Raw genomic sequence first — 14,310 nt, 5'->3', positions numbered from 1 at the left:
AATAAGCTCTGAAAATGAAAAAGGTCTATAAAATCGCTTATTAAGCAATTTTATAGACCTTTTTAGTATACCGGTGAGAGGAATGGAACCTATCGATATTTATTTTGAACGCATCAATAGATATAGGAAGTAAGGCACACTCAGCATTGTTACAATAATTCCTGCGGGAATATCTGACTTAAAGCTGACCGTTCGAGCAATCGTATCCGCTACAAGCAGCAATAGCGCACCAATAAGCGCTGAAGTAGGTAGAAGAACTTTGTAGTCGTGACCTACCAGCTTGCGAGCCACATGCGGACTAATCAATCCAATAAAGAAGATCGAGCCCCCGAGCGCTACACAGCCAGAAGCTATGCCTACAGCCGCAATTGCCAAGCGCAAAAATTTCTTCTTTACAGCGACTCCTAATCCTATCGAAATTTCGTTGCCTAGCACCAAGACGTTCAATGTCCTGAAATTAGAAAGAATATATGCGAATAGCAGCAATACCCAAGGTGCCAACAAGCTGATATAAGACCACTTGTCCCCCCATAAATATCCTGCTTGCCAACGCTGCGCAAACTCATACTTCTGGTCATCAAGCTTTAAAGTCAGGAATAGCGACAGCGCACTAAACCCCATATTGATTGCAACACCAGTCAAGACAAGTCGTGTAGAAGAAATCATACGACGTTTTCTATAGGCTAGAACATAGATCAGAGCTGCTGCCAGCAGACCGCCTAAGAATGCCATAGACGGCAGTAATAATGTTATAGCGGCGCCTTGAATGCTTACCGTTGAGATAATCAGCAACACCATAAGACCTGAACCTGAGCTAATACCAAGCATGCCGGGATCAGCCAGATCATTGCGCAGCAAAGCCTGCATAACTGCACCTGCCAGTGCCATCCCAAATCCAACAAGTATCGCTAATACGATCCGAGGAAGACGAAACTTATAAACAACGAGATTATGCTCCTCTGGACCTTGTCCAAGCAATACTTGAAATACTTCAAGTGGATTGAGGGACACCTTTCCCATATTAAGACTAAGAATAGCTCCTGCAATAAGCAGTATTAAAAGAGATAGAATCCATATTGTAGCCTTATGCGATTTAACAACATTCATTTGAAGGCTCTCCTCTCTTTGCTCGCAATTAGCAAGAAGAAAGGAACACCAATCATTGCAAAAATAATGCCCAGTGCTGTCTCTGCCGGACGATTAATCAGCCTTCCAGCGATATCCGCTACAACCATAAGTGCGCCGCCGTAAATGGCTGATGCCGGAATAATATAACGATAATCTACACCTACAAAAAAACGCATAATATGCGGAATAATTAACCCTACAAAGCCGATTGGCCCTACAAGTGCAACAGCTACACCCGCTAGTAAAAGGACCGCAAGCGTAGCTATCATCTTAACGAGAACGATCCGTTGCCCGAAGCCTTTCGCGATCTCTTCCCCCAAGTTTAAAATAGTGATAGAGCGTGCAATGAATAGTGACAAAGCCAGTCCACCTAAGAACCAAGGTATAACTAGCCTAATTTCCACCCATGTTGCTCCAGCCACACTACCCGAAGTCCAATAAGCAAGGGCACGACCAATTCCATAGTTTAATGAGATAAATGACCCCACAGCTCCAAATAGCATTGTAATTGATATTCCAGCTAGCACCAGTCGTTGAGGTGTCATTCCTGAACGATTCAATGAAGCGGCAAGATACGTTAATCCTGCTCCAAGTCCTGCGCCAATAAAGCTAACCAGCAGGGTTGTTGTCTGCAGTTGCCCTGGAAGAAAAACCAGTGTAACGGCCATTGCAAGAGCTGCTCCTGCATTCACTCCCATTAATCCGGAATCTGCTAAGGGATTTCGCGTATAGCCCTGCATAACCGCTCCTGCTACCGCGAGACACATCCCCGCAATAATATCAGCTGCTGTACGCGGAATACGAAGGGCATGAATAATCTGATGCTCGGTCAGTTCAGGATCAAAATTAAAAATCGCTGTCCATGCCATCTTCAGGCTCATGGAAGCAGAGCCAAATGAGATAGAAGCTGCTACTGAAAGCAGCAGCAGCAGTATCCCTAGGAGTAGAAACAGACCGAAATACGATTTCCCTCTTAAATCAGGGATAACGGTTGTTCTATCATCTAGCCTTCTATTTTTTTTCATACGCTGACACTAGCTTCTCTACTACAAAATCTAGTTGCTTATCAAGAGAGTAGATATCGGAATAATATGAAAAATCAAACCCAATTTCGATCAATCTACCTTCTTTAATTGCTGGAATGCTGTTCCAAATTGGATTGTCCGACAAATCATCAGCACCATCCCATACAGAGCGGAACACGAAGTCTCCTATATACTCTGGTAACACCTCTAAGGAAACAAACCCTCCAGTAGCCTTCTCTCTGCCATCAATCTTTTTCTGAAGAATCTCTGGTGCTTTTAGCCCTAAATATTCATAAATGATCTGAGAGCCCCTTCCATAAAGCTTGCTATCGATCACCGCCATCTCTTTTTTTCCGCCTTCGATAATGGTTACTGTCTTATCCAAAATTCCAAGTTCATCAAGCTGCTGCTTGCTCTTCTCCAACTTCTCGTGGAAATTATCTAATAGAGCTTGTGCCTCCTGCTCCTTGCCAAATACCTCGCCAATCTTCATTACACGTTCATCCGTCGCCATTTTTTCATAGGGAATTGGAACGGTCGGTGCAATATCCTTAAGGATTTCGTAAGTTTCTTCAGAAGCAGCTATGATCAAGTCCGGCTTTACTGCCATAATAGCCTCTGGATTAGGCTCATACCATGAACCTAGATCTTCAATCCCCCCCAGCTCTTCTGCAAAGGCCGCTCCTTCAAAAACACTCGAAGTACCTACTGGCTTAATGCCGAGGGCCACAAGATCCCCTTGAAGGTATAACACGACAACCCTCTTTGGATTAGCTGGAACAACAATATCTCCCTTTATTGTAGAGATAGTTCTTGTCTGAGCCTCCTTATTGACATTGTCAGCTGCAATTGAATTATTTGCTGGTGATGATGTAACTTCAGAAGCTTTGGATCCATTAGAATTTGTGGCATTAGAACCAACGCTTGCAGATCCACATGCACTTAAAAGCAAGGTAAAGCTAAGCAGCATCGCTACAATAAAACTTGACGTCTTTGTTAATCTCATAGGTGAAGACCCTCCGGTTATTTCATTTTGGTAATAGTAATGATAATGATTATCATACTCAATAACATTATATCGGGAGGATATGTGCTCGCCAATGGAGAATTTGGCGGTGGTAAATGGACGATTGTCCGATGAACTCACCTGCCTGCTTTCCTTGCGGAACCGGATGGGAGATTGACCATTGTATTTACTGAACATACGACTGAAGTAATATACATCGCTATATCCAACTTCTTCTGCAATATCGCGAAGTGGAGCATCGGTACATCGTAATAGCTCTTCTGCATGTTTAAGCCGGAATCGTATCAAATATTCAATCAAGCTAAACCCCGTCTCCCCTTTAAAGCGGGTTGATAAATGACGAGGGCTGTAATTAAATTGCTCCGCTATAGATTCTAGTGATAAATTATGACGATAATGCTCCTCAATATAACGGACAACCTGCCCAATGACATCCGGTTGCCTGAGGTTAATTCCATCCTTTGTGAACTGCTTTAATAATTCATGTATAAACTGATAGAACAAGCCTTTAACTTGAATTCTTTCCAATTGGCTTCCTTGTGCCCAAAGTTGTTCCATTGCCATTAGTTGATAGTGCAGTGGTAATGGCTCCAAAGACTCGAAGCTATACTGCATCCGAAATGGATTGCTGCGTTCTAAAAGTCTTGCTAAATCCTTTCTTCCTGGCAAGGAGGCTCTATAGAATAATAAATAGTATTCAAACAACTTCCCTGTCTCTATACTTAGTCTCATGCCCTTGCCACCATGCACAATAAAGTGACGGTCTGCGTCGTAATCTATGCCGTTGAGATTCAAGCTGGCCGTACCCCGCACACAGTAGATAAATCCGCATGCTGGTAATATATAGCCTTGCAGATTGTCCCCAGGCTCCATCACAGCATGTCGAATATCAAGTACTTTAACAGCAGCATAATTCCATGCGAAAATATGATCTTCCAGCTTCATCTTTGCCATACACTCCGATCTGCTCCACAATCTATTTGAATTAATTATATTCCACAACAATGATAATGATTATCAATTAGTATTAAGTAGTTCCTCTATTTTGTCAATCGCTGTTTAGTATCATGCTTGCTTATAGCTTCGAAGTGGAGCTTCCTCAGGAATGCCTCTATCTCATTCACATATCCTCTTACATTAATCATTCTCGGTACAACTAAGTCCAATTTCTTATTCACAACTGAAGGATGTATCAAAAGTTTTCCGGCACAGGCATGAACGGAATTGTAAAAAAACAAACAAAAAAGTTCATCAGATATAGTATCTAATGAACTTTGAGTTGATTTAGTTGGTACCGGTGAGAGGACTCGAACCTCCACGGTTTCCCTCTCGATTTTGAGTCGAGCGCGTCTGCCATTCCGCCACACCGGCAAAGTATTAAGTTAAAATATGGCGCGCCCTGAGAGATTCGAACTCCCGGCCTTTTGATTCGTAGTCAAACGCTCTATCCAGCTGAGCTAAGGGCGCAAAATTTATATGGAGCGGACGACGGGAATCGAACCCGCGACCCTCGCCTTGGCAAGGCGATGCTCTACCGCTGAGCCACGTCCGCACACGGTATGTATTGATGTCCGACTCACTAAAGAAGTGAGCCATGAAGGACTCGAACCTTCGACACCCTGATTAAAAGTCAGGTGCTCTACCAACTGAGCTAATGGCTCATAAAGCAAGAAAATGGCGGAACCGACGGGATTCGAACCCGCGGTCTCCTGCGTGACAGGCAGGCATGTTAGGCCAACTACACCACGGTTCCAGAAGAATAATTGCTTAATGAAAATTGGTTGCGGGGGCAGGATTTGAACCTGCGACCTTCGGGTTATGAGCCCGACGAGCTACCGGGCTGCTCCACCCCGCGTCAGTAAAAAAGTATTAATTTCCTTTGATTCCCCGGAAAGTATCCGGAATCCTCAGTGAAGCATTAACTTCACTTTTGGGGATGTGTTATGGTGGAGGCTGAGGGGATCGAACCCCCGACCCTCTGCTTGTAAGGCAGATGCTCTCCCAGCTGAGCTAAGCCTCCATGTAAAGAAGCAACTTAATTATCATAACATAATCAAATCTGTAATGCAACCATTTTTTCTAGAAGTCTAATGCCGTTTCAAGAAGAAATGGTGACCCGTATGGGATTCGAACCCATGTTACCTCCGTGAAAGGGAGGTGTCTTAACCCCTTGACCAACGGGCCGTTTTAAAAACAAATTGTTTTGACAACAAAAAAGATTATATCATGTATTATTAAGTATAGCAATACCTAAACTAATTATTTTTCTTTCTACTCTTCACTAGGTAATAGATTGATATGAAGCTTTTGAGCTATTATCTCAACAATTTCACCCGTAGTTCTATCATTCGTGTCTAGATGCTGCTTAAACACCTCGTGATCAAGCCCTGTGATGCACCTGTCGATCTGCTGAGCAGCCCAAGAGTCTTTTCATTCACCTCTCGCTTAATCTCTTAAGCAAGGTCTCTCGGGAGGCACACAAACTAAAATGATAAAGCTTTATACCTCCATCCATTAACTTGCCGATGATTTCCCTGCAATAATCCGGATTCATTAGGGTCATAGGCACGATAATTATTCCATCATATTCGCTAGCTATGTTTTTCTTCGATACATTTCATATGCGGTTTGTGTCTTCCCTGAACCAAAAGCACCATTGATCCATATAATCATGATCATTTGCCTCCGTGAACTAATTTTCATTCGAAGAAATCACTCACAATGATTGCCTATCCTTATAATAAGCGGATAAATATCATACAACAAAAAGACCACTGTCGATAACTCAACAGTGGTCTTGTGTGCTTGGCAACGTCCTACTCTCCCAGGACCCTTCGGTCCAAGTACCATCGGCGCTGGAGGGCTTAACGGTCGTGTTCGGGATGGGTACGTGTGGAACCCCTCCGCTATCGCCACCAAACGGGCATTTGCGGTACAAATGCATTATTCAGGTCTCAGCATCGCCAAATGCTGAAAACAAATTCATCATCAAACAGTCACTTGGACTATATAAATCTGAGCTTGATTCCTGAAAACTGAATCCGAAACGAATTTGCATTCTACGTATAGGATAAGCCCTCGACCGATTAGTATTGGTCAGCTCCATGCATTGCTGCACTTCCACCTCCAACCTATCTACCTCGTCGTCTTCAAGGGGTCTTACTAATTGGGAAATCTCATCTTGAGGGGGGCTTCACGCTTAGATGCTTTCAGCGCTTATCCCGTCCGTACGTAGCTACCCAGCCATGCTCCTGGCGGAACAACTGGTGCACCAGCGGTACGTCCATCCCGGTCCTCTCGTACTAAGGACAGCTCCTCTCAAATTTCCTGCGCCCACGACAGATAGGGACCGAACTGTCTCACGACGTTCTGAACCCAGCTCGCGTACCGCTTTAATGGGCGAACAGCCCAACCCTTGGGACCTACTTCAGCCCCAGGATGCGATGAGCCGACATCGAGGTGCCAAACCTCCCCGTCGATGTGGACTCTTGGGGGAGATAAGCCTGTTATCCCCAGGGTAGCTTTTATCCGTTGAGCGATGGCCCTTCCATGCGGTACCACCGGATCACTAAGTCCGACTTTCGTCCCTGCTCGACTTGTAGGTCTCGCAGTCAAGCTCCCTTATGCCTTTGCACTCTGCGAATGATTTCCAACCATTCTGAGGGAACCTTGGAACGCCTCCGTTACTCTTTAGGAGGCGACCGCCCCAGTCAAACTGCCCGCCTGACACGGTCCCCGTACCCGATTAGGGTACTAGGTTAGAACCTAGATACGATCAGGGTGGTATCCCAACGGCGCCTCCACCGAAGCTTGCGCTCCGATTTCTACGGCTCCCACCTATCCTGTACAGATCGTACCCAAATTCAATATCAAGCTGCAGTAAAGCTCCATGGGGTCTTTCCGTCTTGTCGCGGGTAACCTGCATCTTCACAGGTATTAAAATTTCACCGGATCTCTCGTTGAGACAGCGCCCAAGTCGTTACGCCATTCGTGCGGGTCAGAATTTACCTGACAAGGAATTTCGCTACCTTAGGACCGTTATAGTTACGGCCGCCGTTTACTGGGGCTTCGGTTCATAGCTTCGGGTTACCCCTAACCACTCCCCTTAACCTTCCAGCACCGGGCAGGCGTCAGCCCGTATACTTCGCCTTGCGGCTTCGCACAGACCTGTGTTTTTGCTAAACAGTCGCTTGGGCCTTTTCACTGCGGCCCCCTCGTGCTATTCACACTACCGGGGCACCCCTTCTCCCGAAGTTACGGGGTCATTTTGCCGAGTTCCTTAACGAGAGTTCTTCCGCGCGCCTTAGAATTCTCTTCTCGCCTACCTGTGTCGGTTTGCGGTACGGGCACCTTCTCCTGGCTAGAGGCTTTTCTTGGCAGTGTGAGATCATGACCTTCGCTACTATAATTTTCGCTCCCCATCACAGCCCAGCCTTAACGATGTGCGGATTTGCCTACACATCAGCCTCACTGCTTAGACGGACATCCATCAGTCCGCGTCACTACCCTCCTGCGTCACCCCATCGCTCATAGCGGATTACGGTGGTACAGTAATTTCAAACTGTTGTCCTTCGACTACGCCTTTCGGCCTCGCCTTAGGTCCCGACTTACCCTGAGCGGACGAGCCTTCCTCAGGAAACCTTGGGCTTTCGGCGGATCAGATTCTCACTGATCTTTTCGTTACTCATACCGGCATTCTCACTTGTGTAGTGTCCAGCGCTCTTTTCAGTACACCTTCAACCCCTACACAACGCTCCCCTACCCCAGATACATAGTATCTAGCCATAGCTTCGGTGGTGTGTTTAGCCCCGTTACATTTTCGGCGCAGAGTCACTCGACCAGTGAGCTATTACGCACTCTTTCAATGGTGGCTGCTTCTAAGCCAACATCCTGGTTGTCTGTGCAACTCCACATCCTTTCCCACTTAACACACACTTGGGGACCTTAGCTGATGGTCTGGGCTGTTTCCCTTTTGACAATGGATCTTAGCACTCACTGTCTGACTCCCGGCAATAAGTATATGGCATTCGGAGTTTGACTGAGCTTGGTAATCCTTGCGGACCCCGCACCCAATCAGTGCTCTACCTCCACTACTCTTATACCGAGGCTAGCCCTAAAGCTATTTCGGGGAGAACCAGCTATCTCCGAGTTCGATTGGAATTTCTCCGCTACCCCCACCTCATCCCCGCACTTTTCAACGTACGTGGGTTCGGGCCTCCAGTGCGTGTTACCGCACCTTCACCCTGGACAGGGGTAGATCACACGGTTTCGGGTCTACGTCCACATACTCAATCGCCCTATTCAGACTCGCTTTCGCTGCGGCTCCACCTTCTCGGCTTAACCTTGCATGTTAAACGTAACTCGCCGGTTCATTCTACAAAAGGCACGCCATCACCCATAGATCGGGCTCTGACTTTTTGTAAGCACACGGTTTCAGGTTCTATTTCACTCCCCTTCCGGGGTGCTTTTCACCTTTCCCTCACGGTACTGTTTCACTATCGGTCGCCAGGTAGTATTTAGCCTTAGCAGATGGTCCTGCTGGATTCATACGGGGTTTCACGTGCCCCGCACTACTCGGGATCCGTCTCGGAGAGAATACAGTTTAGGTTACAGGGCTTTTACCTCTATCGCGGGCCTTTCCAGACCTCTTCACCTACCATATTCCTTTGTAACTCCATGTGAGACGTCCCACAACCCCTAAGAGCAAGCTCTTAGGTTTAGGCTGTTCCGCGTTCGCTCGCCGCTACTGACGGAATCACTATTGTTTTCTCTTCCTCAGGGTACTTAGATGTTTCAGTTCCCCTGGTCTGCCTCTACATTTCCTATGTATTCAGAAATGAGTAACTGCGAATTACCACAGCTGGGTTTCCCCATTCGGACACCCCCGGATCAAAGCTTGCTTACAGCTCCCCGAGGCAGTTTCGTTGTTCGCCACGTCCTTCGTCGGCTCCTGGCGCCTAGGCATCCTCCGTGTGCTCTTATTAGCTTAACCTTGATTTTTCCGAAGAAAAATCTCACTAATAACATTTACTTGTTTGCACAAGTTGCTAAAAGATGTTCTAAAACGCAAATTCGTTTCGGTATCCAGTTTTCAAGGATCAAGTCTTACTTGAGAGCTTAAACTCTCAAAACTGAGCAACGAGTGAGTAACAGGCCTAAACCTGAGATTGTGGAAGCTAAGCTTCCGATTTGAATGTCTTCATTGCAGAAGACGATTCTCCATAGAAAGGAGGTGATCCAGCCGCACCTTCCGATACGGCTACCTTGTTACGACTTCACCCCAATCATCTACCCCACCTTCGGCGGCTGGCTCCCTTGCGGGTTACCCCACCGACTTCGGGTGTTGTAAACTCTCGTGGTGTGACGGGCGGTGTGTACAAGACCCGGGAACGTATTCACCGCGGCATGCTGATCCGCGATTACTAGCAATTCCGACTTCATGCAGGCGAGTTGCAGCCTGCAATCCGAACTGAGACCGGCTTTGATGGGATTGGCTCCACCTCGCGGCTTCGCTTCCCGTTGTACCGGCCATTGTAGTACGTGTGTAGCCCAGGTCATAAGGGGCATGATGATTTGACGTCATCCCCACCTTCCTCCGGTTTGTCACCGGCAGTCACTCTAGAGTGCCCAGCATTACCTGCTGGCAACTAAAGTTAAGGGTTGCGCTCGTTGCGGGACTTAACCCAACATCTCACGACACGAGCTGACGACAACCATGCACCACCTGTCTCCTCTGTCCCGAAGGCCGCTGCTATCTCTAGCAGATTCAGAGGGATGTCAAGACCTGGTAAGGTTCTTCGCGTTGCTTCGAATTAAACCACATACTCCACTGCTTGTGCGGGTCCCCGTCAATTCCTTTGAGTTTCAGTCTTGCGACCGTACTCCCCAGGCGGAGTGCTTACTGTGTTAACTTCGGCACCAAGGGTATCGAAACCCCTAACACCTAGCACTCATCGTTTACGGCGTGGACTACCAGGGTATCTAATCCTGTTTGCTCCCCACGCTTTCGCGCCTCAGCGTCAGTTACAGCCCAGAAAGTCGCCTTCGCCACTGGTGTTCCTCCACATATCTACGCATTTCACCGCTACACGTGGAATTCCACTTTCCTCTTCTGTACTCAAGCCACCCAGTTTCCAGTGCGACCTCAGGTTGAGCCCAAGGTTTAAACACCAGACTTAAATAGCCGCCTGCGCGCGCTTTACGCCCAATAATTCCGGACAACGCTTGCCCCCTACGTATTACCGCGGCTGCTGGCACGTAGTTAGCCGGGGCTTTCTTCTCAGGTACCGTCACTCCGGTAGCAGTTACTCTACCGGACGTTCTTCCCTGGCAACAGAGCTTTACGATCCGAAAACCTTCATCACTCACGCGGCGTTGCTCCGTCAGGCTTTCGCCCATTGCGGAAGATTCCCTACTGCTGCCTCCCGTAGGAGTCTGGGCCGTGTCTCAGTCCCAGTGTGGCCGTTCACCCTCTCAGGTCGGCTACGCATCGTCGCCTTGGTGGGCCGTTACCCCACCAACTAGCTAATGCGCCGCAGGCCCATCCCTCAGTGACAGATTGCTCCGTCTTTCATTCTTCTCTCAGGAGAAAAAAGAAATTATCCGGTATTAGCTACCGTTTCCGGTAGTTATCCCAGTCTGAAGGGCAGGTTGCCTACGTGTTACTCACCCGTCCGCCGCTAAGTTATTTTGAAAGCAAGCTTTCAAAATAACTCCGCTCGACTTGCATGTATTAGGCACGCCGCCAGCGTTCGTCCTGAGCCAGGATCAAACTCTCCAATTAGTATTGAAAAGAGCGATATGCTCATTTTGAAACATCTGACGAGAAAATTAATTCTCTAATTTTGGATATCACTTGCGTGATTTCCTACTCACTCGTTGTTCAGTTTTCAAAGATCAAGTTCTCGTTGACGCCGCTTAATGTCTCAGCAGCAACTCTTATAATATATCATGCTTTCTGATTTATTGCAACTCTTTTTTTCAAAGTTCTTTGCAATCTAATTCAGATTAACATTCACCAACCGAAAGCTTTATAGATCCTCTTTGCGACTGGATTTATAATGTACCATATATCCCTATATAAAAACAATACTTAAAAATTTATATTTTATAAATAAGTGCTTTTGCCCCACTTTATTTAACATCTTTTATCCCTATTTACCTATAAAAAACGTGTAGATTCTAAGGATACAGAATCTACACGTGTGTCCGGACAGCGGCTTGTTATATAAATTTATTAGTTTGAAATCCAAGGATTTCTACGTTTTTTAGTACTCGCTGCTGAACCTTGAGATTTCGTAGCAGTTTTGCTTTTCTTGCTACTAGGTTGACCTGAGGTCTTTGCTTTTTTGCCTGTTGCTGTTTCCTTTGCTACACTCCCCTTATTCTTGAGAGAAGCGTTAGAAGTTAACTCATCAGTCTCTGTTCTAGCCGCTTCAGGAGATTCCTGCACGAACGCTTCAGGTTCTTGAATTTCCGGCACCCGATTATGCTGCGAATAATTACCTATCCCTGGATACTGCGGATTGGATGGAATATTAGAGTTATCCTGTCCGCCAAATGCTCCAAGCGTAGAAGTAGGAACCATTCCCTGATTAGGCATTCCTGCTCCATATGCAGAAAAAGCGTTTGGATTCCCATATTCAGGATAGGTGTTGTATACAGGCATGTCATATGAATAAGTTTGCACTGGTTGAATATGCACGCCTCCGCACCCACAAGTTGGCCAAGGAAGGTTCGGCGTCTGTCCTCCATATTGAGGAACAGCATACGGGGAGAAATCCCCGCCTACGTTCATGCCAGCAACATTAGCCTCCATCGGATTCCACTGTCCTGGAGGGGCAGCATTGGGACTCCATTGTTCTGGGCTTATGTTAGGCGCTGCATTTGGATTCCATTGCTCTGGGCTTATGTTAGGCGCGGCATTGGGATTCCACTGTTCCGGGCTTATGTTTGGCGCGGCATTGGGATTCCACTGTTCCGGGCTTATGTTTGGCGCGGCATTGGGATTCCACTGTTCTGGGCTCATATTAGAATACATATTGCCCGAAAAATAACATGGGGAAATACATTCTGGTGCATAAGCCATTGGCTGAACATAACTTGGTGCCCAGTTCATGTTCATATTAGGGCTATTTTGATATGAATCATAGAGATAAGGATTTCCTCCCAAGCCCGGGTATCCGTTGGAATTATCCCATGAGCAATCATTGTCTGCTTTCTTCTCAGCTTTAGGTGCTTCTTGTTGAGCAACCGGTTCTTGATTTGGAACCGTAATCTGAACAAATAAACTCTGCATTTCAATTTCTTGCACTGGAGCAACTTCCATTTGCATATTAGGCGCAGGATTTGGTGCAATATTTTGTGTATTAATAGGGGCGATGTTTAGCGATGGGTGTGGTGCAGAATTAGATTCAGGTGAGATATTTGTCACTGGTTTAGGTGCTGGTTTAGCTTCTGGCTTTATTTCTGGTTTAGTTTCCGGTTTAGGTGCAGGCACTACTTCAGCAGCAGGCTGTTCTTTGGGACCTGTATATTCCTTGCCACCCACTTGTGTTTTCTCTGAGGCGTTAGAAGGTGTATACCCAGGCTGTGTGGGTGAGGTATTGGATACTTTTTTAGGGATATTAACTACTTCCCCTAGCATAAGTACATTTGGATTCTTTAATTGGGGATTGGCCTCAACCATATCCTTTAAAGGAATTCCCCAGGCTTTAGATAATTTCCACAAGGTATCTCCTTGTTTAACGGTGTGCTTGTAGTAAACTTCACTGTTCTCCGGTACGGATACTGGGGCCGTAGGTATTTTTACTTTGTCTCCAACCGCTAATACGTTCGGATTACTGATCTGCGGGTTAGCTTCAATAAGTTTTTGTAACGGCACTCCGTACTTTTGCGATAATGCATACAAACTATCGCCTTGTTTGACAATGTGTATTTTCACGTAGCATTAACCTCCTAAAAGTTTTGTGGAGTATTGCTTTCTTTACAGCTACACAGCAAAACTGACTTCGAAAGCAAACACCCTTTTCATGGAACATTGCTCTCTTACAAAGTTATATGCGGTACAGCCGCCTCCTTCGTTACTACATCTTATGCAGCCCATGGGCGAATGACATCCCCGAAATAAAAAAAATCCTTTCATGATCCATGAAAAGATTAACCGGAGACTCCCGTTTTCTTCTGCATGTATGCATAAAAGGACTTCTGATGCGTATTCAATGCTATTTACGTTGTATGATTAGTCTTTATTCCCAAACCTTATAGCCATCTTTATCAACCACATTACGGAACTCTTCGAGCAGCTTCAAAGTGATTGGACCCGCTTGTCCCTCACCAATGATCCGGCCGTCAATTTCACGTGCAGCAATAACTTCAGCAGCTGTGCCAGTGAAGAACACCTCGTCCGCTATATAAACATCATGCATTGTGAACGGTTCTTCTTTCAGTTTAATACCTAATTTCTCGCAGAGCTCAATAATCGCCAGACGGGTAATTCCTTCAAGGGCTCCCAAGTAACATGGAGGAGTGAAAACTACACCATTTTTGATGATGAATATGTTATCGCCCGATCCCTCAGTAACATAACCTTGAGCGTTCATCATGATTGCTTCGTCGGCTTCTGCCAAGTTGGATTGGATTTTTACTAGGATATTGTTTAGGTAATTAAGCGATTTGATCTTTGGATTGAGTGCATCCGGAATATTACGGCGCTGGGATACAGAAACTGCACGAAGTCCGTTCAAATACGCTTGTTCTGGGTAAATAGCCAGTTGTTCAACGATAATAATTACACTAGCTTTTGGACAACGGCGCGGATCAAGACCTAAGTTCCCTGGTCCCCGGGAGACGATCAGTCGAATATAGCCGTTACGCATGTCGTTAAGACGAATCGTTTCAGCCATAGCTTCCAGCATCTCATCATACGTTAGCGGAATGTCCAGCATGATCGATTTTGCCGAATCATACAGTCTGTCCAAATGCTCTTTACATTTAAAAATATTGCCGTTATAGATACGGATACCTTCAAAAATACCGTCTCCATACAAAAAACCGTGATCAAAAACGGATACCTTTGCATTTTCCTTCGTTACGTGTTGTCCATCCAAATAGATCCATTGCTCAGCCATG

5 protein-coding genes, 8 tRNA genes and 3 rRNA genes are annotated in these 14,310 nt (G+C 46.1%); all 16 read right to left on the bottom strand.

Annotation, left to right across the window (positions count from 1 at the left end; genetic code table 11):
- Positions 1-99: 99 nt before the first annotated feature.
- Positions 100-1,107 (bottom strand): FecCD family ABC transporter permease, encoded by a 1,008-nt coding sequence (locus tag MHH49_RS16395; RefSeq protein WP_076098983.1) that lies wholly within the window; start codon positions 1,105-1,107, stop codon positions 100-102.
- The gene (locus tag MHH49_RS16390) at positions 1,104-2,153 is read right to left on the bottom strand and encodes a FecCD family ABC transporter permease (protein ID WP_081382417.1); all 1,050 of its coding nucleotides are present in this window, start codon (positions 2,151-2,153) and stop codon (positions 1,104-1,106) included. Before MHH49_RS16390 ends, MHH49_RS16395 begins: the two co-directional genes overlap by 4 nt.
- Complete coding sequence (locus MHH49_RS16385; RefSeq protein WP_256717658.1) at positions 2,140-4,134, bottom strand: AraC family transcriptional regulator; 1,995 nt, start codon at positions 4,132-4,134, stop codon at positions 2,140-2,142. Before MHH49_RS16385 ends, MHH49_RS16390 begins: the two co-directional genes overlap by 14 nt.
- A 335-nt stretch (positions 4,135-4,469) precedes the next feature.
- Positions 4,470-4,551, bottom strand: a tRNA-Leu gene (locus MHH49_RS16380).
- Between the two features lie 19 nt (positions 4,552-4,570).
- A tRNA-Arg gene (locus MHH49_RS16375) sits at positions 4,571-4,647 on the bottom strand.
- 10 nt (positions 4,648-4,657) lie between these two features.
- A tRNA-Gly gene (locus tag MHH49_RS16370) sits at positions 4,658-4,732 on the bottom strand.
- A gap of 36 nt (positions 4,733-4,768) precedes the next feature.
- Positions 4,769-4,841, bottom strand: a tRNA-Lys gene (locus MHH49_RS16365).
- A 14-nt stretch (positions 4,842-4,855) separates the two neighbouring features.
- Positions 4,856-4,933: transfer RNA gene (locus tag MHH49_RS16360), tRNA-Asp, on the bottom strand.
- A gap of 25 nt (positions 4,934-4,958) precedes the next feature.
- Positions 4,959-5,035 (bottom strand) — tRNA-Met (locus MHH49_RS16355).
- Positions 5,036-5,124: 89 nt separating this feature from the next.
- Positions 5,125-5,200 (bottom strand) — tRNA-Val (locus MHH49_RS16350).
- 89 nt (positions 5,201-5,289) lie between these two features.
- Positions 5,290-5,364 (bottom strand) — tRNA-Glu (locus MHH49_RS16345).
- Between the two features lie 619 nt (positions 5,365-5,983).
- Positions 5,984-6,100: ribosomal RNA gene (gene rrf, locus MHH49_RS16340) — 5S ribosomal RNA — on the bottom strand.
- 146 nt (positions 6,101-6,246) lie between these two features.
- A 23S ribosomal RNA gene (locus MHH49_RS16335) occupies positions 6,247-9,172 on the bottom strand.
- A gap of 233 nt (positions 9,173-9,405) precedes the next feature.
- Positions 9,406-10,963, bottom strand: a 16S ribosomal RNA gene (locus MHH49_RS16330).
- Together the 16S, 23S and 5S rRNA genes form the textbook arrangement of a ribosomal RNA operon.
- 453 nt (positions 10,964-11,416) lie before the next feature.
- A complete protein-coding gene (locus MHH49_RS16325; protein WP_341138281.1) occupies positions 11,417-13,123 on the bottom strand; it encodes a LysM peptidoglycan-binding domain-containing protein in 1,707 nt (568 codons plus the stop codon).
- A gap of 304 nt (positions 13,124-13,427) precedes the next feature.
- Complete coding sequence (gene ilvE / locus MHH49_RS16320; protein WP_036685189.1) at positions 13,428-14,309, bottom strand: branched-chain-amino-acid transaminase; 882 nt, start codon at positions 14,307-14,309, stop codon at positions 13,428-13,430.
- Position 14,310 lies beyond the last annotated feature (1 nt).

This window comes from Paenibacillus sp. FSL F4-0122, assembly GCF_038002845.1.
Classification (GTDB): Bacteria; Bacillota; Bacilli; order Paenibacillales; family Paenibacillaceae; genus Paenibacillus_AQ; species Paenibacillus_AQ odorifer.
Note: the sequence above shows the minus strand (reverse complement) of the source record. Positions and strands in the feature narration are given on the sequence as shown.

What these genes read in the sequence shown, in the direction of transcription:
- MHH49_RS16395 (WP_076098983.1), bottom strand. Translation starts at nt 1,107, where the DNA reads ATGAATGTTGTTAAATCGCATAAGGCTACAATATGGATTCTATCTCTT.
- MHH49_RS16390 (WP_081382417.1), bottom strand. Translation starts at nt 2,153, where the DNA reads ATGAAAAAAAATAGAAGGCTAGATGATAGAACAACCGTTATCCCTGAT.
- MHH49_RS16385 (WP_256717658.1), bottom strand. Translation starts at nt 4,134, where the DNA reads ATGGCAAAGATGAAGCTGGAAGATCATATTTTCGCATGGAATTATGCT.
- ilvE (WP_036685189.1), bottom strand. Translation starts at nt 14,309, where the DNA reads ATGGCTGAGCAATGGATCTATTTGGATGGACAACACGTAACGAAGGAA.